Genomic DNA, 24,041 nt, shown 5'->3' with positions numbered 1-24,041 from the left:
AGTGGTGGCCAAACCAGCTATCAACAACGCGATGTTCGTTTTTTGCGGCAGAATGTTGCGTATGGACGCCTTGGACCAACGAATCATTTCTCGCCTGGTGGCCGACGCGCGGGCGAGCTATGCGGAAATCGGGGCCGATGTCGGCCTGTCCGCGCCTGCGGTGAAGCGGCGGGTGGACAAACTGCTGGATCTGGGCGTGTTGCAAGGATTCACCGCCGTCGTGGACCCCGAGGCGCTGGGCTGGGGAACGGAGGCGTTCGTGGAGGTGCACTGCGATGGCAATGTTCCTGCGCACCGGATCCGCACCGGGCTGGAGCCGCTGCCGGAGGTGGTCGCGGCCTACACCGTGTCCGGGCAGGCGGATGCGATCGTGCATCTGCGCGCGGCGAACATCCACCACCTCGAATCGGCGATGGAACGGCTGCGCTCGGTCGAGTTCGTGAACCGGACAGTGTCCACGGTGGTGCTCTCCCGACTCCTGGAGCGCCAACCGCAGCCGGAGTGAACGCCAAGAGCTGCTTCGCCTGTTCCGGAAGCTTGCGTACCTACGCCCACCGGCCTGCGGGAACGTCGGCCCGGTGTCCGGAGGGCTCAGGTGGCGCGTTTGCCGTTCCAGGGTTCGAAGCCGGCGATCTCCGCATCGCCCGCCGTGCGGAACCAGACGTCGGGGACGATCTTGTCGTACGCCGGTGATTCGGGGCTGTGGTACTGCCGGGACGCGGAGTGCCCCTTGATCATCGGCCCCGAGCCGACCTCTCGGCCGGGCCGCGGCCCGGCGCCGGGCGTACGCCGCGGCAACGGCGGCGGCTCCGCCGCACCACCGTCCTCGAACTTCGGGATCACCTCCGTCGCGTCTGCTCCGATCGGCGACAGGGACTGCGCCGCGTCGTCGGCGCCTCGCGGCTCCACCGACTCGAACAGCGACCGCAAATGCCCGGACAACCGCGACTCCGTCGCGTCGTCCGCACCTCGTGGCCATCCGGGAATCCGCGACTCCTCGTCATGCGGCTCCGAGGGTTCCGGCTCCGCCTGCTCCACCCTCGCTGTCTCCGTGGCGGGTGCCGCATCCTCGGACGCCCACGCGGGCACCGACGACGTCGTCGTCTCGGGCTCCGCGTTCGGCCACATCGCCGCGAACTCCGTCGACTGCTCATCCTCGAACGGCACCGCCGCCTTGGCTTGCGCAGCAGGCGATTCCACACCCGCCTTCGGCTCCGCGGCCTTCGGGCCTGTCGGTGCCTGGGACTCCAGTGCTGGCGGAACGCGCGGCTGCACGGCGGCAACTGCGACGTCGTCGCCGTGCACTCCGACTCCGTTCACGCGCTCGTCCCACTCGCGAAACCACGTACTGTCGGCGTCGGGCCGGGCGGCTCGGGCCTGGTTCGGCGCAACCCAAGCGCGCGGTGCCCGGCCCCAGTCGCCGACCTCCGGTTCCTCCTCCGGGTCCCGGTCTCGGGTCACCGGTCGCAGCAGATCCAGCGGCGCATCGCGCTCCTCAAACCCGTTCGACTGGTCGTGTTCGTACTCGTCCGCCGGGTGCGGGGCGGTGCCTTCGACCAAGCGGCGTCGCAGCGGCCGGACGAAGAGCAGCCAGGTGATCAGCGCCCCAAACGCGAACGCGGCGAGGCTCCACAGCCACACCTGGGTGAACAGCCAGGTGATCACGAGCGATGTCCCTCCTCCGGGCTCCGGCAGCACCGCAAGTTCTTCCCGCGATACCTACCACGTGGAACCCCGGCAAAGGCCCGGCTTGACCGGCTCGTGACACGTGAGGGTGGTCGCGCCACAACTTTGGGGCACGCTTCGCGACTGGGAGCCGTCGGTTGCCGCCCGATTCGCAGCCACAGCCCCCGGGCTGCGGTGCTTGCCAGTACCCGAGATCGGGACGGCCTCAGCGGGTTCGCGCCACCACGTAGTCGACCAGCGTCGACAGCGCTTCACGGGCCGCAACGTCCGGCAGCGAAGCGAGTTCCTTGCGGGCATTGTCGGCGTACTCGTCCAGGGTCGCGCGGGTGCGCGCCAGCCCGTTGGATGCGCGCAGCAGCCCCAAGGCCTCGTCGACCTCGGGGTCCGAGGTCAGTGGCCGGTCCAGCAGTTCGCGCAGCCGCGTACCGGTGTCCGCATCGGTTAGCGCGTACAGCATCGGCAGCGTCCGCACCCCCTCGCGGAGGTCGGTGCCGGGCGTCTTGCCGGACTCCTTGGCCGGCGAGGCGATGTCGATGATGTCGTCGGAGATCTGGAAAGCGGTGCCCAGAATCCGGCCGATGCGCTCCAGCGCTTCGGTGTGCGCCTCGTCGGCCCCGGAGAACCAGGCGCCGAACCGGCCGGCCGTGGCGATCAGCGAACCGGTCTTCTCGTAGATCACCTTCAGGTAGAACTCGACGGCGTCCTCGTCCGCGGCGACCCCGACGGTCTCCCGCATCTGGCCGGTGACGAGCGCCTCGAAGGTGCTGGCCATCCGCCGGACCGCCGCGGCGCCGAGATCGGCGATCAGCCGAGACGCCTGGGCGAACAGGAAGTCGCCGGTCAGGATCGCCACCGAGTTGTCCCAGCGGGCGTTGGCGCTGGTCGCGCCGCGCCGCATGGTCGCCTCGTCCATCACGTCGTCGTGGTAGAGGGTGGCGAGGTGGATCATCTCGACCACCGCCGCGGACTTGATCACTTCGTCCGTCGTCGGGTCGCCGAACTGCGCGGCCAACAGCGTGAACAGTGGCCGGAACCGCTTACCGCCGGCTTCCACCAGGTGCAGCGAGGTGCGGGTGGCGAACTTGAACTCGCTCTGCACCGAATCGTGCAGCAGCCGCTCCACCCGAGCCATGCCCCGCCGCACGGAATCGGCCAACGCCTCGTCGGCGATGGCGATCCCGCCCGATCCTCCCGTGGTCAGCTCACTGATCGGGTCACCCGCTGGCCTGCTCACGTCACCGTCGCCTTCGCTCCCCCTGGTCGCCCTACGGGCGAGCACTCTACGACACGAAGCCGCCGACGTTCGCCCAGTCCAGAGCCAGAGTCGGCAGCACGCCCAGCAACAGCGTGACGACCACACCGAGCGTGATCGCGGCTGTCGTGAACGCACCCGGCACGCTGACGGTGGGGCCGTCCGCGGCGGGTTCGCTGAAGTACATCAGCACGATGACACGAAGGTAGAAGAAGGCCGCAACCGCACTGGCCACCAGGGCGACCACCACCAGCGGCGCCATGCCATCCGCCAGCGCCGCCTCGAAAACGACGAACTTCCCGACGAAACCGCTCGTCAGCGGGATACCGGCGAGAGCGAACAACAGGAAGGTGAACACCGCGGCGACCAACGGCGAACGCTTGGCCAGCCCGGCCCAGTCCGAAAGGTGAGTTGCCTCACCATCGGCCCTGCGCACCAGGCTGATCACCGCGAACACGGCGATCGTGGTGAACCCGTAGGCCAGCAGGTAGAAAAGCGTGCCCGCCAGGCCGCGGCCGGTCATCGCCAGCGCCCCGATCAGCATGAATCCGGCGTGCGCGACCGAGGAGTAGGCGATCATCCGCTTGATATCGCGCTGGGTCAGGCCGAGTACGACGCCGATGACCATCGAGGCGATCGCGACCGCCCACAGCACACCCCGCCACTCCCAGCTGGAGGCGTGGAATGCGACCTGCAACACCCGCAAGATCGCGCCGAACGCGGCGACCTTCGTGCAGGCGGCCATGAAACCGGTGACCGCGGTCGGCGCGCCCTGGTAGACGTCCGGGGTCCAGGTGTGGAACGGGCCCACCGAAGCCTTGAACAGCAGGCCCACCAGCAGCAGACCCAGCCCGGCGAACAGCAGGGTGTCCGAGCGGTCCGAGCCGGCGGTGGCGTCCGCGATGGCCTGCAGCTTCACCGAACCGGCGTAGCCGTAGAGCAGGGCCAGGCCATACAGGAAGAACGCCGAGGCGAACGCGCCGAGCAGGAAGTACTTGACCGCCGCCTCCTGCGACAGCAACCTGCGCCGCTTGGCCAGTCCACACATCAGGTACAGCGGAAGGCTCAGCACTTCGAGCGCGATGAACATGGTCAGCAGGTCGTTCGCCGCGCAGAACACCATCATCCCGCCGAGCGAGAACAGGGCCAGCGGGAAGACCTCGGTGCGCATCCCCGCGACGGCGGCGGTCGCGCGGCTCATCGCACCGGGCCCGTCGGCCGCCCGCGACTCGGCGACGAACGCGCCGCCGGGCTCTACCGAGCGGTCCGCGATCAGCAGGATCGCGGTCAGCCCGAGCGCGAGCAGGGTGCCCCAGAGGAAGAGCGTGGGCGGGTCGATCGCAAGGCTGTCGGCCAGCGTGGTCACACCGGCGTTTCCCGCACGGGCGTACATGGCCAGTGCCACCAGGGCGACCACGATCGCCAGCAGGCTCAGTCCCACCTGCACCGACCAGCGCTGGTGCCGCGGCAGGAACGCCTCGACGAGGATCGCCAGGCAGGCCGCGCCGAGGATCACCAGGAGCGGCGCGACGGCCGCGTAGTCGATCGGCGGGATCTGCACGGACGGCACCTGTGTCATGGCACCCCACCCCTGCGTCAAAGCACCCACTGTCAGTTACCTCCCTGCGAGGTCACGGGGTCGGTGACGCCGACCTCGCTCATGGTTGCCGCGACCGAAGGGGTGATCACGTCCAACACCGGCTTCGGGTAGAAGCCCAACGCGAGCACCAACACGATCAGCGGAGTCAGCACCGCGATCTCGCGGGCGTTGAGGTCGGGCACCCGTCGCCGGTGCGCGTCGGGCTTGTTCGGGTCGGTCACCGCGCCTGGCCCGCCGGCGGTGCCCAGCAGCGCGTCGCCGCGCACCGGGCCCTGCATCGTCCGCTGGTACAGCCACAGCACGTAGACGGCGGCCAGCACCATGCCGATGGTGGCCAGGACCGCGTAGCCCGGCTGCGTCCGGAACGAGCCGATGAGCACCAGGAACTCGCTGATGAACGAGTTCGTCCCGGGCAGCGAAAGGGTGGTCAGTCCGGCGATCAGCAGCGTGCCGGCCAGCAGCGGTGCCACCTTCGCCATGCCGCCGTAGTCGGCGATCCGGGTGGAGCCACCGCGAGCGATCACCATGCCGAGCACCAGGATCAGCATGCCGGTCGCGATGCTGTGGTTGATCATGTACGACACCGCGCCGACCTGCGCTTGCGAAGTGAACGCGAAGATGCCCAGCGCGATGAAGCCGAAGTGCGCGATGGACACGTAGGCGATGAAGCGCTTGAAGTCGCTCTGGCCGAACGCCGCGAGCGAGCCGTAAAGCACGCCAAGCACCGCGAGCACCAGCAGCAACGGAGCCAGTAGTTTCGACGCTTCCGGCGTCATCGGCAGGCTGTAGCGCAGGAAGCCGAAGGTGCCGACCTTGTCGAGCACGCCGACGACGATCACCGCGACGCCGATCGGCGCTTGCTGCGCAGCGTCCGGCAGCCAGGTGTGGAACGGGATCAGCGGCGCCTTGATGGCGAAAGCCGTGAAGAACCCGAGGAACAGCCATACCTGCACGCTGGCCGGCGCGCCGGAGAGCACCGGCACCAGCGAGGCCCAGTCGAACGTGCCGCGCCCGGTGACCTGCGCGCAGTAGACGTACGCGCCGATCGCCGAGGCCAGCATGATCAGGCCGCCGAGGAACGAGTACAGGAAGAACTTCACCGCGGCGTAGGTGCGGTTCTCGCCGCCGTACCCGCCGATGAGGAAGTACATCGGGATCAGCATGATCTCGAAGAGCACGTAGAACAGGAACACGTCGGTCGCGGCGAACACCGCCACCGTCAGGGCCTGCTCCAGCAGCAGCAACGAGAAGAAGCCGCCGTGGGTGCGCCCGGCCGGCAGGCGCTCGCCCCAGCTGTAGCCCAGCACCAGCGGGGTGAGCAGCGCGATCACCGCGATCATCACCAGCGCGATGCCGTCCATGCCGAACGAGAGCCGGATGTCGAAGGCCGGGATCCACTCCACCGAGCTGGTGAGTTGCAGCCGCGGGCCCGCCGGGTCGTAGGCGAACCAGGCCGCGCCCGCGATCACTAGCTCCGCCAGGGAGAATCCGAGCGCGGTCCACTTGGCCGTCGCCGCGTTGCCGCGCAGCGCCGCCACCACCACCGACCCGACGATCGGCAGCAGTATCAGTGCGAGGAGCAGGGTCATCGGATCTCCTCCGTGCAACGTCGCGCACCCGCGTTCCGAATTTGCCTAAAATTGGGCGCTTCGAGCCCGCGCGTGCTCATGTCGGGATCCCCACCACCATCAGGGCGGCGATCACCACGATGCCGCCGAAGAGCATGGACAGGGCGTAGGACCGGACGAAGCCGGTCTGCCACCGGCGCAAGCGCCCGGAGCTGAAGCCGAGGAACCCGGCGATGCCGTTGACCGCGCCGTCGACGCCCCTGCTGTCCACAGTGACCAGACCGCGCGCCAGGCCGAACGCCGGGCGCACCGCCAGCGCGTTGTTCAGCGCGTTGCCGCCCAGATCCGCGCGGGCCGCGCGGACAATCGGCGACACCCGCTGCGGACGCTCCACCGGCACCGGCTTACGACCGACCACCAGCCAGGCGATCAGTACGCCCAGCGCGGAAAGCACGACGGTCAGCAGCGGGATCATCGAGTGCGGGATCGCGGTGTGCGTGGGCTCCTGCAGCTCGCCCAGTGATGGCGCCAGGAAACCGGTCAGCCGGTCGCCACCGGCGAAGAACATGCCCGCCGCGATCGACCCGACGGCGAGCACGATCATCGGCGCGGTCATCACCGCGGGCGACTCGTGCGGGTGGAAGTCCTTTCCGTTGCTGGCCTTCAAGTTCTCCCAGCGCTTCGCGCCGAAGAACGTCATCAGCACCAAGCGGGTCATGTAGAACGCGGTGATCGCCGCGCCCAGCATCGCCGCGCCGCCGAAGACCCAGCCCCGCCAGCCCTCCTGACCGAACGCCGCCTCGATGATCGCGTCCTTCGAGTAGTACCCGGACAGGAACGGGAAGCCGATCAGCGCCAGGTAGCCGAGCCCGAAGGTGACGAAGGTGATCGGCATGAACCGGTAGAGGCCGCCGAACTTGCGCATGTCGACCTCGTCGTTCATGCCGTGCATCACCGACCCGGCCCCGAGGAACAGCCCGGCCTTGAAGAAACCGTGGGTGAGCAGGTGCATGATGCCCAGCGCGTACCCGGCCGGACCGAGCCCGACGGCCAGCATCATGTAGCCGATCTGGCTGACCGTGGAGTACGCCAGGACCTTCTTGATGTCGTCGTAGGCGCACCCGATGATGCAACCGACCAGCAGCGTCACCGCGCCGACGATGGTGGCCGCCAGCTGCCCGCCGGGCGAAAGCGTGTACAGCGGGCTGGAACGCGCGATCAGGTACACCCCCGCGGTGACCATGGTTGCGGCGTGGATCAGCGCGGACACCGGGGTCGGGCCCTCCATCGCGTCCGGCAACCACGCCTGCAGCGGCACCTGGCCGGATTTGCCGCAGGCGCCAAGCAAAAGCAGCAGCGTGATCGCCAGCAGCACGCCCGGCGAAAGCTCCCCGGCGCGGGCGAAGACCTCGCTGTATTGCGTGGTGCCGAGGTTGGCGAACAGCAGGAAGATCGCCAGCGCCAACCCGACGTCGCCGACCCGGTTCATCACGAACGCCTTGGTCGCCGCCGCGGCGGCCGACGGCCGGTTCTGCCAGAAGCCGATCAGCAGGTACGAGGCCAGGCCGACGCCTTCCCAACCCAGGTACAGGGTCACGAAGCCGTTGCCCAGCACCAGGATGAGCATCGCGGCGACGAACAGGTTGAGGTAGCCGAAGAAGCGGCGGCGCTCGGTGTTCTCCCGCCCGGTGCGGCCTTCCTGGTCGTGTGCCATGTAGCCGATCGAGTAGATGTGGATCAGCGCTCCGACGCCGGTGATCAGCAGCACGAACACCATCGACAGTGGATCGATCCGGAGCCCGAAGTCGACCTGCAGGGCGTTGACCGGGATCCAGGAGTACAGGTGCAGGTCCCGCACCCGCCCGGATTCCGCCGGGAACCCGAGGAGCGAGCCGAACAGCAGCGCCCCGTAGACGAAGGACGCGATCACGGTGGCGCAGCCGAGGATGTGCCCCCAGCCGTTGGCCCGGCGCCCGGCGACGAGCAGGATCAACGCGCCCAGCGCCGGGAAAGCGATCAGCAGCCAGGCGTTCTGCTGGATCCCGCCGACCGCGCCGAGCACGTCCGGGCTGTCCGCGGCGAGGAAGGCACCGGTATTCATCGCCGCGTTAGTCGTCGTTGCCGTCACCACGCGCCCTCTCAGTACTTCAGCAGGTTGGCGTCATCGACCGAGGCCGAGCGACGCGTCCGAAAGATCGACATGATGATGGCCAGGCCGACCACCACCTCGGCCGCCGCGACCACCATCACGAAGAAGGCCATGACCTGCCCGTGCACCGAACCCTCGATGCGGGCGAAGGTCACCAGCGTCAGGTTGACCGCGTTGAGCATCAGCTCGATGCACATGAAGACCACGATCGCGTTGCGTCGCACCAGCACGCCGACGGCGCCGATGGTGAACAGCAACGCCGACAGCAGCAGGTAATAGGTAGGGGTCACTGCCGGACCTCCTCGGAGGAGACGTGCTCGGACTCCTGGCCGTTTCCGCGATGCGGCACGCCCTTGCCGTTGGCGCGCGGCGGGAGTTCCGGGTCCTGCTCTTCGGGCACCGGTGTTGCCGACTCGGGGTGGTCGCCGGTCAGGGCGTGCGGATCGGGCCCCGGCTCGGCACCGGACACGGCCCGGCGCTCCGCACTGAGCCGGTCCGCGGGCAGATTCTCCAGCAGTTCGGATAGCGACTCCGGCGCCACCGAACCGTCCGGCAAAAGGGCCGGGACGGCCACCGAGTTGGCCGTCGCGTACACGCCGGGGCCGGGCAGCGGCGATGGGCGGGCGCCGCGGAACCGAGCGTTGGCCCGCTCCTTCTGGCCCAACCGCGGACCCCGGCCCTTGCCGCCGTAGGCCAGCACCATCGCGCCTACGGCGGCGGTGATCAACAGCGCCGAGGTCAGCTCGAACGGGAAGAGGTAATAGGTGAAGATCAACCGGCCCAGGCCGCCCGCGCCGCCACCGGCCGGGGTCCACGGGTCCAGCGGCGGGGCGGGCTGCACCGCGGTCAGCGCCCGCGCCAGCCCGGCCGCCAGCAGGGCGGCCAAACCGATGCCGCCGATGCCGGCCCACAACCGCTGCCCGCGCAGCACCTCGACCACCGAGTCCGAGGAGTCCCGGCCGACCATCATCAGCACGAACAGGAACAGCATCATGATCGCGCCGGTGTAGACGATGATCTGGGTGAACCCGAGGAACGGGGCGCTCTGCACCATGTAGAGCACGCCGAGGCAGAGCATCGTCAGCGCCAGCCACAGCGCGGAGTGCACCGCGTTGCGGGCGAACACCATACCCAGCGCGCCGACCAGCGCCAGCGGGCCGAGCACCCAGAAGGCCACCGTCTCACCGGTGCTCACGGTGCCCTGGGCCTGCGCGAGGAACTGCGCCGCTTCGACGATCATCTCGCGGCCTCCTCGTGCCCTGACTCGACCGTTTCTTCCGCCGGAACCCCGCGCTGCCGCGCCAGCTCGGGACCGCGCACGTAGTAGTCCTGCTCGTCGTTGCCCAGCCGCATCGGGTGCGGCGGCTGCTCCATGCCGGACAGCAGGGGCGCCAGCAGGTCCTCCTTGGTGTAGATCAGGTCCTGGCGGTTGTCGTCGGCGGTTTCGTATTCGTTGGTCATCGTCAGCGCCCGCGTCGGGCAGGCTTCGATGCACAACCCGCAGCCGATGCACCGCAGGTAGTTGATCTGGTAGTCCTTGCCGTAGCGCTCGCCGGGCGAGTACCGGGCCTCTTCGGTGTTGTTCCCGCCCTCCACGAAGATCGCGTCGGCCGGGCACGCCCACGCACACAACTCGCAGCCCACGCACTTCTCCAACCCGTCCGGGTGCCGGTTGAGCTGGTGGCGGCCGTGGAACCGGGGCGCCGGGATCTTCTTGACCTCGGGATATTCCTCGGTGACGACCTTCTTGAACATGGTGCCGAAGGTGACGCCGAAGCCCTTGATCGGATCAAACATTCCCATGAGGCGCCTCCTCGCCTTCCGGACCCGCGACCTCGCCGGCGGTGCCGGCACCGCTGTGCACCGGGGTGCGGCGCGGCGGGGTCTTGGGGACTTCCAGGTCCAGCGGCGGAACCGGGTAATCGCTGCCGGCCAGCGGGAGCTCGTCGGCGTCCTTGGGCGGTTTGCGGTCCGGGATCAGGAACGTCGCCGCCAGCAGGACCGCGATCACGATGCCGCCGCCGATGAGGAACTGCTGCGAGGTGACCGCCTCACCGTTGCGCAGCGCGCGGATCACCGTCACCGCGATGATCCACACCAGGCTGAGCGGGACCAGGAACTTCCAGCCCAGGCTCATGAACTGGTCGTAGCGCAGGCGGGGCAGCGTGCCGCGCAGCCAGATGAAGAAGAACAGGAACGCCACCGTCTTGCCGAGGAACCACAGCACCGGCCACCAGCCGGTGTTGAGCACCCCGTCGCCGATCAGCGACAGCGGCCACGGGGCGTGCCAGCCACCGAGGAACAGCGTGGTCGCCAGCGCCGAGACGGTGACCATGTTGATGTACTCGGCCAGGAAGAACAGCGCGAACTTTAGCGACGAGTACTCGGTGTGGAACCCGCCGACGAGCTCCGACTCCGCCTCTGGCAGGTCGAACGGCGCGCGGTTGGTCTCGCCGACCATGGACACCACGTAAACCGCGAAGCTGAACGGCAGCAGCAGGAAGAACCAGCCGTTGGTCTGCGCCTCGACGATGCCCGAGGTGGACAGCGTGCCCGAATACATGATCACCGCGACGAACGACAGGCCCATCGCGATCTCGTAGGAGATCACCTGCGCGGCCGAGCGCAGCGAGCCGAGCAGCGGATACGGCGAGCCGGAGGCCCAGCCGGCCAGCACGATGCCGTAGACGCCGATCGAGGCGCAGGCCAGCACGACCAGCAGGCCGACCGGCAGGTCGACGAGTTGCAACGCGGTCCGCTGGCCGAAGATGGTGACCTCGGGGCCGATCGGGATCACCGAGAACGACACCAGCGCGGGCGTCGCCGAGATCACCGGGGCCAGGAAGTACACCCACTTGTCGGCCAGCACCGGCCGGATGTCCTCCTTGAACGCCAGCTTCAGGCCGTCCGCCAACGATTGCAGCAGCCCGAAGGGGCCCGCCCGGTTGGGGCCGGGCCGGTGCTGCATCCGGCCGATCACCCGGCGCTCGGCCCAGATCGTGAGCAGCGTCATGACGACCAGGAATACGAAGATCGCCAGGACCTTCAGCAGGATCAGCCAGAGCGGATCGTCGGCGAGCAGTTCCGCGGTTCTGGTCATGCTCTCCCCCCGTCGAGGTGGGTCGCACCGCCGTCGGCGGCGGGCGCTTGGCCGTTGCCGGACGCGGGGTAAAGCGGCGCGACCGCGGCGATGTCGACGACCGCGCCGTGGCCGACGCCCAGGGTCCGGTGCACCTTCGACGACCCGGAGTCGGCGGGCAGCCATACCACGTCGTCGGGCATTTCGGCGAGCTCCGCCGCGAGCACGATCGCGCCCTTGGCGGTGCGGATCTCGATGCGCTGCGCGTGGCCGAGCCCGATCCGCTGCGCGGTGCGCGGCGAGAGCACCGCGACGATGCGCCGCGCGGTGCCCGCCAGGTTCGGCTCGTCGGCCTGCAGCGACCCGTTGTCGAGCAGCTGCCGCCAGGTGGCCAGCACGGCCTGCCCCGGGCCGGGGCCCGGTACCGGTGCCGGCGGTTCGTCCGGTGCCGGCAGCCCGGTACCGAGGTACGGCCCGATGCGGGCGAGTTCGGCGCCGACGGCGGCCGGGGTCTGCGTGAACAGGTCCGCGTCCATCTCGACGGCGAGCGTGTCGAGCACCCGGCAGTCCGGCAGCGCGCCGGTGCCTTCGATGGTCGTGCTGAACTCGCGCCGGCGGCCTTCCCAGTTCAGGTAGCTGCCGGACTTCTCGACGCTCGGCGCGATGGGCAGCACCACGTCGGCGTGCTCGGTGACCGCGCTCGGCCGCAGCTCCAGGCTGACCACGAAGTCCGCGCGGCGCAGCGCCTTGTCGGCCAGCGCCGGGTCGGGCAGGTCGTTCGGGTCGACCCCGCCGACGACCAGCCCGGAGAGCGCCCCGGTGGCCGCTGCGGTGAGGATTCCAGTGAGGTCCCGCCCGGAAGCGGCGGGCAGGGTGTCGGGGCCGAGGCCCCATGCCCGTTCCAGCTCGGCGCGTGCGGCCGCATCGGCCACCGGGCGGCCCCCGGGCAGCAGCGTCGGGAGGGCACCGGCCTCGATCCCGCCGAGTTCCCCGGCCCGGCGCGGGATCCACGCGACCCGGGCGCCGGTCCGCTCGGCCGTGCGCAGAACCTCCGAGTACAGGCCGGGTACCTCCGCGGCTCGCTCGCCGACGATGAGGACCGCTCCCGGCTGCCGCAATTCTTCGTCCACATCGGACGGCAGCGCGCGCAGCGCCGCGGCCTCGCCGCCCGGCACGCAGGGCACCAGCGATCCGGTTCGGACCGGGCCGCCGTCGTGCACGATGACCGTCGTCTTCTCCACGCCCGGCGAGGACCACGGGCCGACGTGGAAAACCTTGGTTCCGCGCTTGCGGGCCGCCTTGCGCAGCCGCAGGAAGACGATCGGCGATTCCTCTTCCGGCTCGAACGCCACGCACAGCACGGCGGGCGCGGACTCCAGTTCCCGGTAGGTCACCCCGGTGTCCGGTGTCGTACCGACCACAGTGGACTCCAGGAAGCGCAGCTCCTCATCGGAGTGCGGCCGGGCCCGGTAGTCGATGTCGTTGGTGCGCAACGTGATCCGCGCGAACTTCGAGTAGGCGTAGGCGTCCTCGATGGTCAGCCGTCCGCCGGGCAGCACTCCGACGCCGTTGGCGTCACGCGCGTCGGCCAGCCCCTTCGCGGCGGCTTGCAGCGCCTCGGTCCACGAAGCGGGGCGGAGTTCGCCGTCCTGCCGGACCAGCGGCCGGGTGATCCGGTCGTTGGCGGTGGCGTAGCGGAAGGCGAACCGGCCCTTGTCGCAGATCCACTCCTCGTTCACCTCCGGGTCGTCCCCGGCGAGCCGGCGCATCACCTTGCCGCGCCGCCAGTCGTTGCGGATCTCGCAGCCCGACGCGCAGTGCTCGCACTGGCCGGGCGTCGACACCAGGTCGAACGGCCGGGACCGGAACCGGTAGGCCGCGCTGGTCAGCGCCCCGACCGGGCAGATCTGAATGGTGTTGCCGGAGAAGTAGCTCTGGAACGGCTGCTGCTCGCCGATGCCGATCTGCTGCAACACCCCGCGCTCCAGCAGCTCGATGAACGGATCCCCGGCCACCTGCTTGGAAAATCGGGTGCAGCGCTGACACAGCACGCAGCGCTCGCGGTCCAGCAGCACCTGCGAGGAGATCGGCACCGGTTTGGGGAAGGTCCGCTTCGTGTCGCGGAAGCGGGACTCCGCGCGGCCGTGCTTCAACGCCTGGTTCTGCAGCGGGCACTCGCCGCCCTTATCGCAGATCGGGCAGTCGAGCGGGTGGTTGATCAGCAGCAGCTCCATCACGCCCTGCTGCGCCTTGTCCGCCACCGGCGAGGTCACCTGCGTCTTGACCACCATGCCGTCGGCGACGGTCATGGTGCAGGACGCCTGCGGCTTGGGCATCGGCCGCCCGCCCATCTCGACCTCGACCAGGCACTGCCGGCAGGCCCCGGCCGGGTCCAGCAGCGGGTGGTCGCAGAACCGCGGAATGGTGATGCCCATCCGCTCGGCGGTGCGGATCAAAAGCTCACCCTTGGGCGCCACGACCTCGATGCCGTCGATGGTCAGGCGGACGTGGCCGGGCGGCAGCGGACGGGCTTCTGCGGTGTCTTGAGAGCTGGGTGCCACCGTCATCGGGCCGCTCCTACCAGTGTCGGCTCGCCGGTCTTGTTCTTCTCGCACAGCGCGAGGAATTCCTCGCGGAAGTACTTGATGCCGCTGGTGATCGGGCTGACCGCGCCGTCGCCGAGGGCGCAGAACGAGCGGCCGAAGATGTTGTCGCAGACGTCCAGGAGGGTGTCGATGTCCTCCTCGGTGCCGCGCCCGTCGACCATTCGTTCCAGCACTTGCGCCAGCCAGTAGGTGCCCTCCCGGCACGGCGTGCACTTGCCGCAGGACTCGTGCTCGTAGAACTGGGTCCACTTCATCACGGCCCACGGCACCGAAACCGTCTCGTTGAACACCATCACCGCGGTGGTGCCCAGCATCGACCCGGCCTCGGCGGCGCCTTCGAAGTCCAGCGGCACGTCGAGGTGCTCGGCGGTGAACAGCGGGGTCGACGAGCCGCCCGGCGTCCAGAACTTCAGCGGGACGCCGTCCTTCATGCCGCCCGCCAGCTCCAGGAGACCGCGCAGCGTGGTGCCCAGCGGCGCCTCGTACTGGCCGGGCCGCTCGACGTGCCCGGAGATCGAGTAGATCTTCGGGCCGGGCGACTTCTCGGTGCCCATTTTGCGGAACCAGTCCGCGCCGCCGTTGACGATGAAGGGCACCGACGCGATCGTCTCGACGTTGTTCACCGTGGTCGGGCAGGCGTAGAGCCCGGCGGCCGCCGGGAACGGCGGCTTCAGCCGCGGCTGCCCGCGCTTGCCCTCCAGCGAGTCGAGCAGCGCGGTTTCCTCGCCGCAGATGTAGGCACCCGCGCCGGCGTGCACCACGATGTCCAGGTCGAAACCGGAGTCGAGGATGTTCTTGCCGAGGTATCCGGCCTGGTAGGCCTCGCGGACCGCGTTGTTCAGCCGCCGGATCGGGTGCAGCGCCTCGCCTCGCACGTAGATCATGCAGTGGTTGGCGCGCATCGCGTAGCTGGCGATGATGCAGCCCTCGATCAGCGAATGCGGGTCGGCCATCATCAGCGGGATGTCCTTGCAGGTCCCCGGCTCGCCCTCGTCGGCGTTGATGACCAGGTAATGCGGCTTGACCGGATCCTTGGGCATGAAGCTCCACTTCACGCCGGCCGGGAACCCGGCGCCGCCGCGACCGCGCAGCCCGGCGGACTTGACCAGTTCGATGAGCTGGTCGGGATGCGCCGCCAACGCCTTGCGCAGCGCGGTGTAGCCCTCCAGCTGCTCGTAGGTGCGCAGCGTCCAGGAATTCGGGGACAGCCACCGCTTCGTCAGTACCGGGGTCACCGGGCTGGTGCTGGGTTCGATCATGGCCACCCTCACTTCTTCTCCGGCAGCGGCGGCAGTTCCACGTCGTCGGGCATGCTCGGCGCGATCCAGCCGCGCTCGTGGGCCAACTGCGCGCCGCGCACCGTCTCGACCGCGGCCGACGGTCCAGCCACGGTGGACTCCAGGTCGTCGAAGAAGCCCGCCAGCTGGCGTTCGGCGCCGCGGAAGTCGGAGAGCGCGGGACCGCGCGTCGGTGCCGGTTTCTCCCCGCGCTGCAACGCCTTCACGAGTTCCAGCGCTTGCTCGGGCGACTGGTTGTCGTAGTACTCGTAGTTGACCTGCAACACCGGGGCGAAGTCGCACGCGGCCAGGCACTCGGCGTGCTCCAGGGTGATCGAGCCCTCTTCGCCGGGCGTCCCGGCGGTCTCGTCGTGCCCGACCCCCAGGTGCTCGCCGAGCTTCCGGTAGATCGCGTCGCCGCCGAGCGTCGCGCACATCGTGTTGGTGCAGACGCTCACCAGGTGCTGGCCGCAGGGCTTGCGCTTGTACATGGTGTAGAACGTCGCGACCGCGCTGACCTCCGCGGTGGACAACGCCAACTGCTCGGCGCAGAACTGGATCCCCTCGGCGCTGACGTACCCCTGCACGGACTGCACCAGGTGCAGCATCGGCAGCAGCGCCGACCGGGACTCCGGGTACCGCCCGATGATCTGCGTCGCGTCGGCCCGCACATCCTCGCCGAACACCCCGGAAAGGTCTCCGGCCTCGGCGGTCAGCTTGGTCGCTTCCGTCGTGGTGAACTCGAACTGTTCGGTCATCGATCCACCCCGCCCATCACCGGGTCGATGGAGGCGACCGACGCGATCACATCGGCCACCAGTCCGCCTTCGCACATCGCGGGCATCGCCTGCAGGTTCACGAAACTGGGATCCCGCACGTGCACCCGCATCGGCCGGGTACCGCCGTCGGAGACCACGTGGTAGCCGAGCTCGCCGCGCGGCGACTCGATCGGCACGTAGACCTGGCCCGGCGGCACGTCGAAGCCCTCGGTCACCAGCTTGAAGTGGTGGATCAGCGACTCCATCGACTGGCCCATGATCCTGCGGACGTGCTCCAGGGAGTTGCCCATGCCGTCCGGGCCGATGCTCAGCTTCGCCGGCCACGCGATCTTGGCGTCCGACACCATGTGCGGGCCGGGTTCGAACCTGTCCACGCACTGCCGGATGATCTTCAGCGACTGGTGCATCTCCTCCAGGCGCAGCAGATACCGGGCGTAGCAGTCGGCGTCGGTGCTGGTGGGCACCTCGAACTCGTAGTCCTCGTAGCCGCAGTACGGCTGGATCTTGCGGAGGTCCCACGGCAGCCCGGTGGCGCGCAGCAGGGGCCCGGTGACGCCGAGCTGCAGGGCGCCGTCCAGCGGCAGGTAGCCGACGTCCTTGAGTCGCTGCTTCCAGATCGGCTGGCCGGTGAACAGCTTGTCGTAGTCCGGCAGCCGCTTGTCCATCACCTTGACGAAATTGAGGATCTTCTCCCGGTAATCCGCCGGGAGGTCCTGGGCGACGCCGCCAGGCCGGATGAACGCGTGGTTCATCCGCAGGCCCGTCAGGTACTCCAGCAGGTGCAGGACTTCTTCGCGCTCGCGGAAGCCGTAGGTCATGCCGGTGGTGGCGCCCAGCTCCATCGCGCCGGTGGCCAGGAAGACCAGGTGCGAGGAGATCCGGTTGAGCTCCATCAGCAGCACCCGGAACACCTCGGCCCGCTTGGGCACCTCGATGCCCAGTAGTTTCTCCACCGCCATGCAGTAGGCGGCCTCGTTGTGCAGCGGCGCCAGGTAGTCCATCCGCGTCACGAAGGTGACGCCCTGCGTCCAGGCGCGGTACTCGGTGTTCTTCTCGATGCCGGTGTGCAGGTAGCCGATCACGGAGCGGGCCTTGGTGACCGTCTCACCTTCGAGCTCCAGCACCAGACGCAGCACGCCGTGGGTGGACGGGTGCTGCGGGCCGAGATTGATGACGACCCGCTCCTCGCCGGCGGTCTCGTCGATGAACTCGTCCCAGTCGCCGCCGGTGACGGTGTAGACCCGGCCCTCGGTGGTTTCCCGCGACTGCGCTTCGCCGAGTCCGGTGTCGGCCAATGATTCCGTAGTCATCTCCAGCACCTCTCCGCGGTGTGCTGCCGTCCGCCGGTTTCCGGGATCGCGATTTCAAGGGAAATCAACACGTTGATTTCCACTGAAATCGCCGGGGTCCCTTGCTTCGCGGTCATCACGAGTACGCCCTGCGCTGATCGGGCGGCGGGATCTCGGCGCCCTTGTACTCCACCGGAATCCCGCCGAGCGGGTAGTCCTTGCGCTGCGGGTGGCCGTCCCAGTCGTCCGGCATCAGGATCCGGGTCAGCGCCGGATGCCCGTCGTAGACGATGCCGAACATGTCCCAGGTCTCGCGCTCCTGGAAATCCGCGGTCGGGTACACCGGCACGACCGACGGCACGTGCGGGTCGTCGACTTCCACCGCGACTTCGAGCCGGATCCGGCGCCGGTAGGTCATCGAGGTCAGGTGGTAGACCGAGTGCAGCCGCTGGGACACCTCCGGCCCGTAGTCCACACCGGACACCGAGCTGCACAACTCGAAGCGCAGCGCGGGGTCGTCCCGCAGCGTCCGGCAGACCGCCAGCAGGTGGTCGCGGTGCACGTAGAAGGTGATCTCGCCGCGATCGACCGTCACCTGCTGCACCGCGTCCGCGGGCAGGCCCTGGTCCTGGAGCGCGGCGAAGAGGTTGTCGGCGACCTCGTCGAACCAACCGCCATACGGGCGTTCCGCGGCGGGCGGAACGTAGGCGGGCAGCCGCAGACCGCCGTAGCCGGAGGTGTCACCGCTGCCGCGAACCCCGAACATCCCCCGGCGGGCGCGGCCGGATACCGGCGCCTGGTACTCGGCACCGCCCGGCGGTGCCGGTTCGAGGCCCCCTCCGGGGCGCTCGGCGCTGGAGCCCGGCGCCCCCGTGGACGGGACGCCCTGCTGCGTGGAATTGCTGTCTGCCAACCGAACTCACCTGCCCGCTTCGAGCTCGTGGGAGCGCTTCGGCGTCGACTCCAAGGCCCCCAGCGACGGATCGGAGCCCATTTCCCGGCGCTGCGCGGCCTGCTGCTTGTCGGCCCGGCGCCGCTGCGCCCAGTTCTTCGGCGCGTACCGCTCGGAGGACGGGATCATCGAGGTGCGCTCGCCGCTCTCCAGCTTCAACTGCGCCCGCTTGGCATTGATCGGCTCGTCCATGATCTTGGCGTGCAGCTTGAGGATCGCGTCCAGCAGCATTTCGGGCCGCGGCGGGCAGCCCGGCAGGTACATGTCCACCGGCACGACGTGGTCCACGCCCTGCACGACCGCGTAGTTGTTGAACATGCCGCCGCTGGAGGCGCACACGCCCATTGCCAGCACCCAGCGCGGTTCCGGCATCTGGTCGTAGATCTGCCGTAGCACCGGCGCCATCTTGTTGGTCACCCGCCCGGCGACGATCATCAGATCGGCCTGGCGCGGGGTGGCGGAGAACCGTTCCATGCCGAACCGCGCGATGTCGTAGCGGGACCCGCCGACCGTCATCATCTCGATCGCGCAGCAGGCCAGCCCGAAGGTCGCCGGCCACATCGACGTCTTCCGGGTCCAGTTGACGAGCTTTTCCACGTTGGCCAACAGGATGCCGTTGGGCAGCTGCTCCTCGAGCCCCATCTCCGGCTCCTTTGCTGAAGATTTTCCAGTGGCTGGTTTGCTTGGCGGTTCAGGTAGCGGAACCTCAGATGCCTTCTCGGTCCGGGATCCCCGACTTACGTATGTCCACTGCGGCTTCGGTTGCTCGTGTTTGTGCGCATCGGCCCACCTCCGCCTAGTTCCAGTCCAGGCCGCCGCGGCGCCACACGTAGATGTAGGCGAAACCGACGGTGGCGATGAAGAGCACGATCTCGACCACGCCGAACATGCCGAGGGCGTCTGCGGAGACCGCGAACGGATAGAGGAAGACCATCTCGATGTCGAACAGGATGAACAACATCGCGGTCAGGTAGTAGGCGACCGGCATCCGGCCGCCGCCGATCACCGGCTGCGGTGACGGCTCGATGCCGCACTCGTAGGCGTCGAGCTTCGCCTTGTTGTACCGGCGGGGACCGACCAGTGGCGCGATCGCGACGGAGAACACTGCGAACGCGAGCGCCAGTGCGAACAGCAGCACCAGCGGGACGTAGGGATCGAGCACTCCGCTGCCCTCCTTCGGCGGCCCCCGCCGAGACGTAGAACACATCTACGGGTTCGGTGCGCACTCTATGCGGTCGGAGGTATCGACTCCGTAGTGAGGCGAACCTAACTTTATGACTTCTGGCACATTGCTCGGGACATCTGACCAGACATTTGCCGTCAGGCGCTAGGGGTAAGTCGAGTAGTGGCGCTGATCACACGATCCATGGCATCGCCGCCCCTCACGTCGTAGAGATTTGCCAACAACTTCAACACGAAACGCATCAGAGTGGTCCTAGGTAGACCGTGCTTGGTGGCCATCCGCATGACGGCGGGATTGCCAATCAACTTGCTGAAGATGTTGCCCATCCGGAAATAGCCGCCGAGCGCTTCCTGCACGGCCGTCGGGTACCGCAGCAGCGCCTGCTCGCGCGACAAGCTAGTGGGCCGGGCCAGCGCGTGCACCACGCACTCCGCGGCCAGCGCGGCGGACTCCATGGCGTAGGCGATGCCCTCGCCGTTGAACGGGTTGACCATTCCACCCGCGTCGCCGACCAACAGCAGGCCGTCGCGGTAGTGCGGCATCCGGTTGAAACCCATCGGAAGCGCCGCGCCGCCGATCCGGCCGGTGGCGTTGTCCTCCCGGAAACCCCACTCCTCCGGCGTACCGTCCAGCCAGGAGCGCAGCAGCTGGCGGTAGTCGGTCTTGCCGTATGCCTTGGAGGTCGACAGGATGCCGAGCCCGACGTTGACGGTGCCGTCGCCCATCCCGAAGATCCAGCCGTAGCCGGGCAGCAACGTGGGTTCGGCGGGGTTCGAGCGGTCCCACAGCTCCAGGTGCGACTCCAGGAAGTCGTCCTTCGTGCGGGGGCTGGTGTAGTACCGGCGGACCGCCACGCCCATCGGCCGGTCTTCGCGCTTCTCGATGCCCACCGACAGCGCCAGCCGCGCCGAGACCCCGTCGCAGGCCAGCACGAGCGGCGCGCGGTAGCTGACCCGCGTGCGGTCCGGCCCGCTCTTGGCCTCGACCCCGGTGATCCGGCCGGTGCGCTCGTCGGTGACCGCACCGGTCACCGTGGTCTGCTGCACCAACCGCGCACCGGCCCGCCGCGCGTTGCGGGCGAGCAGGTCGTCGAAGTCGTTGCGCGGGCGGACCACGCCGTAGGGCGGGAAGGCGGCCAGGCTCGGCCAGTCCAACTCGATGCGCACGCCGCCACCGACGACGCGCAGGCCCCGGTTGTGCAGCCAGCCCGCTTCCTCGCGGGTGTCGATGCCCAGGTCGATGAGCTGCTTGACGCCTCTCGGCGTGATCCCGTCGCCGCAGACCTTCTCCCGCGGAAAAACGCTCTTCTCGAGCAGCAGGACGTCCAGGCCCGCGCGGGCCAGGTACGTCGCAGCCGTCGATCCGGCCGGTCCTGCTCCGACGACGATCACCTCGGCGTCCTCGTCCGGTCGGCGGCGGCTGGTGGCGCTGGTCATGACACTCCTTGATCCGGTGCAGTGCACGGCGCGGCCCGCTCGTCGGCGGTGGACCGCCCCGGGAACCCGCTTGTGAACGAGTTCACTAACTCCCGAGTCTAAGCCGGACGAACCGCGCGATCGAGTCCCCGAGCTACGCCACCCGGGTGACCATCACCGCAGGTGGTAGCCGTCGGCTGAGCTTTCCGGGGGGAACCCCGCACCACATCGGCCCAAGACGCCACCCATCGGCGCGCCTTCCCCGAACCGCGCGGAGGGGACGGACCCGGGTACCGCTGCCTTGCGCCGACCGGCTCGCTCGGGGCGCTGCTCAGAGGACCAAGGCCAGGAGGCGGGAGCTGAGGGTCTTGCCGTGGGTATCGAGGGCCAGCGACGTGGTCACGCCGCCGTCGAGGGCTTGGCGGCAGATGAACTGCAGGCCGCACAGGTTCGGGAGTTCGTAGCGCACCACCTCGCCCCGGATGTGGTCGGCGAGGTGTTCGCGCACCCGGTTGGCCGAGACTTGCCGGACCAGCAGGGAAAAATCTTCGTCGAGGTAGGGGAAAAGCGACAGCGTCGAGGTGTCGCCCTTGTCCCCGGCCCGGCAGTGGGCGATGTCATGCAGCAGCACCGTCGGCCTCCAACACGGTCACCTGGGTTTCGACGTCCTCCCGGGGGATGAGCGCCGACACGATTCCGATCACCTCACGCACCTCGGTGCGGACGCCGCCGCCGCCCGCCGGCCCGTTGGTGTAGAGCGCTTCGACCTCGTGGCACACCACGTCACCGGCCTCCGGATCCGGTGTCATCGCGGCCACCCGCAGGCGGCACTCGTCGGTCGGCTCGCCGGAATCCCCAAGCGCGCCAAGGACATCGGCGCGGATGCGCAGGCCGGTTCCACGCAGTCTGGCGGTCACGACGTCCGCGGCCAGGCGGGCCCGGCGAGCGGCATTCGGCCCGGCGTAGCTGATACCGCACTCCGCCCGGTACCCGGCGCGGTAGCCGACGCTCACCTTCAACTCCGCCGGGCGCGCACGGCCGGCGGCCCCGCTGATCCGAACCCGATCGGCACCGGCCTGCTCCGCTCGCACGGCGCGGAAATCCAGCACCACGTCGGGGGTGCGGTAACCGGTCGGATCGGTGACCTCGTAGAGCAGCTGCTCGCGCACCGTCGCGATGGACACGACGCCGCCGGTGTCCGCGAGCTTGCCGATGGTCGCGGTGCCGTCGGCTGCCACTTCCGCGAACGGGAATCCCAGCTCGGTGAGCCCCGGCACATCCTTGACACCGGGGTCGGCGAAGTACCCGCCGGTGACCTGTCCGGCGCATTCCAGGACGTGCCCGACGAGCGTCCCGGCCGCGACGCGCGGCCAGTCTTCGAGCGACCAGCCGAGCCGGTGGGCCAGCGGCGCGACGAACAGCGACGGGTCCGCGACCCGCCCGGTCAGCACCACGTCCGCACCGCGCTCCAGCGCGGGCAGCAGCGCATCGGCCCCCAGGTAGGCGTTCGCCGATACGACCGCACCGTGGTCGGCGAGCGGAACTCCGTCCTCCAGCGCGGGAAGACCCAGGTCGAGCCGGTCCAGGACGTCGTCGCCGGTGACCACCGCGATCTTGCCGCCCAGTCCGAGTTCGGCCAGCAGATCGCGGGTCACCGCCCCCGCCCCGACGGGGTTCGCCGCGCCCATGTTCGTCACGACCCGGACGCCGTTGCGGCGGGCGACCGGCAGCAGCCGCCGGAACCGCGCTCGCAGCCGCGGGTCGTAGCCGAGGGCCGGGTCACGCAGCTTGCGCTGCTGGCCGAGCGCGATGGTGCGTTCGGCGAGACATTCCAGCACCAGGTCGTCCAGCCCTGCTCGGGCCGCGAGGTCCACCGCCGGTTCGAGCCGGTCCCCGGCGAAACCCGCTCCGCTGCCGATGCGCATCACAGCACCCCCGTGACCAGGGCGACGGCGGTCATCACGAGCGTGGTGCCGAACGCCCACTTGAAGATGAACCGCTGGTGATCGCCGAGGTCCACCTTGCTCATCCCGAGCAGGATGAACGTCGAGGCGGTCAGCGGGCTGAGCGGGAAACCGGTGGTCATCTGGCCGAGAATCGCGGCCCGCCCGATGGCGGCCGGGTCGCCGCCGAGGGCCGAACTGGTCTCCGCGAGCACCGGGACCACGCCGTAGTAGAAGGCGTCCGGGGTGAACACCAGGCTGAACGGCATGCTCGTGATAGCGGTGGCCACCGGCAGCAGTCCGGCCGCCGAGTCCGGGATGACCGACACCAGGCTTTCGGCCATCGCCTTGATCATTCCGGTCCCGGTGAGTATGCCGGTGAACACCCCGGCGGCGAAGATCACCGCCACGACCAGGACGACGTTGTAGGCGTGCTTGGTGAACAACTCCTGCTGGCTCGCCCAGGACGGCCGGTTGACCAGCAGCGCCACCAGGAAGGCCAACAGGAACAGCACTTCGAGGTCCGCGAGCTGGGCCAGCAGGCACGCCACGAGCACCAGCGTCAGGATCGCGTTGACCCAGAACCGCATCCGGCCGCCGCCGGTGAGTTTGGTGCGGTCCTCGACTGCCACCTCGATGACGCCGAGCCGCTTACGCTCCGCGCGGCCGATCAGGTAAGCGGCCACCAGCACCCAGAGGATGCCGGCCATCATCGCTGGCAGCACCGGGACGAACAGCTGGCCGCTGTCCAGCTTCAGCGCGGCCATCGCGCGGGCCGTCGGACCGCCCCACGGCACCATGTTCATCACGCCCGCCGCCAGGCAGATCACCCCGGCCAGCACGATGCGCCGCATGCCCAGCCGCTGGTAGATCGGCAGCAGCGCGGAGACCGTGATGAGGAACGTCGAGGCACCGTCGCCGTCGAGCGCGACGAGCAGCGTCAGCAGCGCGGTGCCCACGGTGATCTTGAACGGATCGCCCTTGGCCCAGCGCAGGATCCTGGTCACCGCCGGGTCGAACAGCCCGGCGTCGATCATCAGGCTGAAGTAGAGCACGGCGAAGGTGATCATGATGGCCACCGGCGCGACGGTGACCAGCCCGTCGGCGATCAGCGGGCCGAGTCGGCCGCCGAAACCGCTGGCCAGCGCGGCCGCGATCGGCACCAGGGTGAGTGCGAAGAGCACCGAAACGCGACGGGACAGCACCAGGGCCAGGAAGACCCCGACGGTCAGGAACCCACTCGCGACGAGCATGCAGAACCTC

The 24,041-nt window shown here is 69.2% G+C and carries 21 protein-coding genes; 1 reads left to right on the top strand and 20 read right to left on the bottom strand.

Annotated features, from left to right (window positions below; translation table 11 throughout):
• Positions 1 to 61: 61 nt before the first annotated feature.
• A complete protein-coding gene (locus BJ970_RS11010) occupies positions 62 to 505 on the top strand; it encodes an Lrp/AsnC family transcriptional regulator (RefSeq protein ID WP_184726170.1) in 444 nt (147 codons plus the stop codon).
• A gap of 86 nt (positions 506 to 591) precedes the next feature.
• Here BJ970_RS11010 and BJ970_RS11005 read toward each other — a convergent pair whose 3' ends face one another.
• From BJ970_RS11005 to BJ970_RS10910, 20 genes are all read right to left on the bottom strand, one after another.
• Positions 592 to 1,665 (bottom strand): sunset domain-containing protein, encoded by a 1,074-nt coding sequence (locus tag BJ970_RS11005; protein WP_184726169.1) that lies wholly within the window; start codon positions 1,663 to 1,665, stop codon positions 592 to 594.
• A 226-nt stretch (positions 1,666 to 1,891) separates the two neighbouring features.
• Entirely contained in the window at positions 1,892 to 2,920 is a 1,029-nt protein-coding gene (locus BJ970_RS11000) for a polyprenyl synthetase family protein (RefSeq protein WP_312864209.1), read from the bottom strand.
• A gap of 46 nt (positions 2,921 to 2,966) precedes the next feature.
• Positions 2,967 to 4,517: an NADH-quinone oxidoreductase subunit NuoN gene (gene nuoN / locus BJ970_RS10995; RefSeq protein ID WP_221467110.1), complete on the bottom strand. Its 1,551-nt coding sequence runs from the start codon at positions 4,515 to 4,517 to the stop codon at positions 2,967 to 2,969.
• Between the two features lie 32 nt (positions 4,518 to 4,549).
• Positions 4,550 to 6,127 (bottom strand): NADH-quinone oxidoreductase subunit M, encoded by a 1,578-nt coding sequence (locus BJ970_RS10990; protein ID WP_184726168.1) that lies wholly within the window; start codon positions 6,125 to 6,127, stop codon positions 4,550 to 4,552.
• A 76-nt stretch (positions 6,128 to 6,203) separates the two neighbouring features.
• Positions 6,204 to 8,207: an NADH-quinone oxidoreductase subunit L gene (nuoL, locus tag BJ970_RS10985; protein WP_221467787.1), complete on the bottom strand. Its 2,004-nt coding sequence runs from the start codon at positions 8,205 to 8,207 to the stop codon at positions 6,204 to 6,206.
• A gap of 38 nt (positions 8,208 to 8,245) precedes the next feature.
• Positions 8,246 to 8,545: an NADH-quinone oxidoreductase subunit NuoK gene (gene nuoK / locus BJ970_RS10980; protein WP_093155324.1), complete on the bottom strand. Its 300-nt coding sequence runs from the start codon at positions 8,543 to 8,545 to the stop codon at positions 8,246 to 8,248.
• Entirely contained in the window at positions 8,542 to 9,495 is a 954-nt protein-coding gene (locus BJ970_RS10975; protein ID WP_184726167.1) for an NADH-quinone oxidoreductase subunit J, read from the bottom strand. The genes nuoK and BJ970_RS10975 overlap by 4 nt, the downstream gene beginning before the upstream one ends.
• On the bottom strand, positions 9,492 to 10,058 hold the full coding sequence (nuoI, locus tag BJ970_RS10970; RefSeq protein WP_184726166.1) for an NADH-quinone oxidoreductase subunit NuoI: 567 nt from the start codon (positions 10,056 to 10,058) through the stop codon (positions 9,492 to 9,494). The genes BJ970_RS10975 and nuoI overlap by 4 nt, the downstream gene beginning before the upstream one ends.
• Positions 10,045 to 11,355: an NADH-quinone oxidoreductase subunit NuoH gene (gene nuoH, locus BJ970_RS10965; RefSeq protein WP_184726165.1), complete on the bottom strand. Its 1,311-nt coding sequence runs from the start codon at positions 11,353 to 11,355 to the stop codon at positions 10,045 to 10,047. The genes nuoI and nuoH overlap by 14 nt, the downstream gene beginning before the upstream one ends.
• Entirely contained in the window at positions 11,352 to 13,901 is a 2,550-nt protein-coding gene (locus BJ970_RS10960; RefSeq protein WP_184726164.1) for an NADH-quinone oxidoreductase subunit G, read from the bottom strand. The genes nuoH and BJ970_RS10960 overlap by 4 nt, the downstream gene beginning before the upstream one ends.
• Complete coding sequence (gene nuoF / locus BJ970_RS10955) at positions 13,898 to 15,199, bottom strand: NADH-quinone oxidoreductase subunit NuoF (RefSeq protein ID WP_184726163.1); 1,302 nt, start codon at positions 15,197 to 15,199, stop codon at positions 13,898 to 13,900. Before nuoF ends, BJ970_RS10960 begins: the two co-directional genes overlap by 4 nt.
• A gap of 8 nt (positions 15,200 to 15,207) precedes the next feature.
• Positions 15,208 to 15,975, bottom strand: a complete 768-nt coding sequence (nuoE, locus tag BJ970_RS10950) for an NADH-quinone oxidoreductase subunit NuoE (RefSeq protein WP_184726162.1) — start codon at positions 15,973 to 15,975, stop codon at positions 15,208 to 15,210.
• On the bottom strand, positions 15,972 to 17,306 hold the full coding sequence (locus tag BJ970_RS10945) for an NADH-quinone oxidoreductase subunit D (RefSeq protein WP_184726161.1): 1,335 nt from the start codon (positions 17,304 to 17,306) through the stop codon (positions 15,972 to 15,974). The genes nuoE and BJ970_RS10945 overlap by 4 nt, the downstream gene beginning before the upstream one ends.
• Before the next feature lie 115 nt (positions 17,307 to 17,421).
• Positions 17,422 to 18,198: an NADH-quinone oxidoreductase subunit C gene (locus BJ970_RS10940; RefSeq protein WP_184726160.1), complete on the bottom strand. Its 777-nt coding sequence runs from the start codon at positions 18,196 to 18,198 to the stop codon at positions 17,422 to 17,424.
• Between the two features lie 6 nt (positions 18,199 to 18,204).
• A complete protein-coding gene (locus BJ970_RS10935; protein ID WP_184726159.1) occupies positions 18,205 to 18,879 on the bottom strand; it encodes a NuoB/complex I 20 kDa subunit family protein in 675 nt (224 codons plus the stop codon).
• A 154-nt stretch (positions 18,880 to 19,033) separates the two neighbouring features.
• The gene (locus BJ970_RS10930; RefSeq protein WP_184726158.1) at positions 19,034 to 19,444 is read right to left on the bottom strand and encodes an NADH-quinone oxidoreductase subunit A; all 411 of its coding nucleotides are present in this window, start codon (positions 19,442 to 19,444) and stop codon (positions 19,034 to 19,036) included.
• Positions 19,445 to 19,557: 113 nt separating this feature from the next.
• Positions 19,558 to 20,856 carry a geranylgeranyl reductase family protein gene (locus BJ970_RS10925; RefSeq protein WP_184726157.1) on the bottom strand — a complete coding sequence of 433 codons (1,299 nt, stop codon included), beginning with the start codon at positions 20,854 to 20,856 and terminating at the stop codon, positions 19,558 to 19,560.
• Positions 20,857 to 21,166: 310 nt separating this feature from the next.
• Positions 21,167 to 21,466: an AtuA-related protein gene (locus BJ970_RS10920; RefSeq protein WP_184726156.1), complete on the bottom strand. Its 300-nt coding sequence runs from the start codon at positions 21,464 to 21,466 to the stop codon at positions 21,167 to 21,169.
• Positions 21,453 to 22,760, bottom strand: a complete 1,308-nt coding sequence (locus BJ970_RS10915) for an acyclic terpene utilization AtuA family protein (protein WP_184726155.1) — start codon at positions 22,758 to 22,760, stop codon at positions 21,453 to 21,455. The genes BJ970_RS10920 and BJ970_RS10915 overlap by 14 nt, the downstream gene beginning before the upstream one ends.
• Complete coding sequence (locus tag BJ970_RS10910; protein WP_184726154.1) at positions 22,760 to 24,031, bottom strand: CitMHS family transporter; 1,272 nt, start codon at positions 24,029 to 24,031, stop codon at positions 22,760 to 22,762. Before BJ970_RS10910 ends, BJ970_RS10915 begins: the two co-directional genes overlap by 1 nt.
• Positions 24,032 to 24,041 lie beyond the last annotated feature (10 nt).

The organism is Saccharopolyspora phatthalungensis, from assembly GCF_014203395.1.
Taxonomy (GTDB): Bacteria; Actinomycetota; Actinomycetes; order Mycobacteriales; family Pseudonocardiaceae; genus Saccharopolyspora; species Saccharopolyspora phatthalungensis.
This window is presented reverse-complemented; position numbering and strand designations above follow the sequence as displayed.

Bases quoted from the DNA above. Each gene is read 5' to 3' on its own strand.
- BJ970_RS10925 (WP_184726157.1), bottom strand. From the start codon at position 20,856: ATGACCAGCGCCACCAGCCGCCGCCGACCGGACGAGGACGCCGAGGTG.
- BJ970_RS10975 (WP_184726167.1), bottom strand. From the start codon at position 9,495: ATGATCGTCGAAGCGGCGCAGTTCCTCGCGCAGGCCCAGGGCACCGTG.
- nuoE (WP_184726162.1), bottom strand. From the start codon at position 15,975: ATGACCGAACAGTTCGAGTTCACCACGACGGAAGCGACCAAGCTGACC.
- nuoI (WP_184726166.1), bottom strand. From the start codon at position 10,058: ATGGGAATGTTTGATCCGATCAAGGGCTTCGGCGTCACCTTCGGCACC.
- nuoH (WP_184726165.1), bottom strand. From the start codon at position 11,355: ATGACCAGAACCGCGGAACTGCTCGCCGACGATCCGCTCTGGCTGATC.
- BJ970_RS10935 (WP_184726159.1), bottom strand. From the start codon at position 18,879: ATGGGGCTCGAGGAGCAGCTGCCCAACGGCATCCTGTTGGCCAACGTG.
- BJ970_RS10960 (WP_184726164.1), bottom strand. From the start codon at position 13,901: ATGACGGTGGCACCCAGCTCTCAAGACACCGCAGAAGCCCGTCCGCTG.
- BJ970_RS10990 (WP_184726168.1), bottom strand. From the start codon at position 6,127: ATGACCCTGCTCCTCGCACTGATACTGCTGCCGATCGTCGGGTCGGTG.
- nuoN (WP_221467110.1), bottom strand. From the start codon at position 4,517: ATGACACAGGTGCCGTCCGTGCAGATCCCGCCGATCGACTACGCGGCC.
- BJ970_RS10945 (WP_184726161.1), bottom strand. From the start codon at position 17,306: ATGACTACGGAATCATTGGCCGACACCGGACTCGGCGAAGCGCAGTCG.
- BJ970_RS10910 (WP_184726154.1), bottom strand. From the start codon at position 24,031: ATGCTCGTCGCGAGTGGGTTCCTGACCGTCGGGGTCTTCCTGGCCCTG.
- nuoL (WP_221467787.1), bottom strand. From the start codon at position 8,207: ATGAATACCGGTGCCTTCCTCGCCGCGGACAGCCCGGACGTGCTCGGC.
- BJ970_RS11010 (WP_184726170.1), top strand. From the start codon at position 62: ATGGACGCCTTGGACCAACGAATCATTTCTCGCCTGGTGGCCGACGCG.
- nuoF (WP_184726163.1), bottom strand. From the start codon at position 15,199: ATGATCGAACCCAGCACCAGCCCGGTGACCCCGGTACTGACGAAGCGG.
- BJ970_RS10915 (WP_184726155.1), bottom strand. From the start codon at position 22,760: ATGCGCATCGGCAGCGGAGCGGGTTTCGCCGGGGACCGGCTCGAACCG.
- BJ970_RS10930 (WP_184726158.1), bottom strand. From the start codon at position 19,444: ATGTGTTCTACGTCTCGGCGGGGGCCGCCGAAGGAGGGCAGCGGAGTG.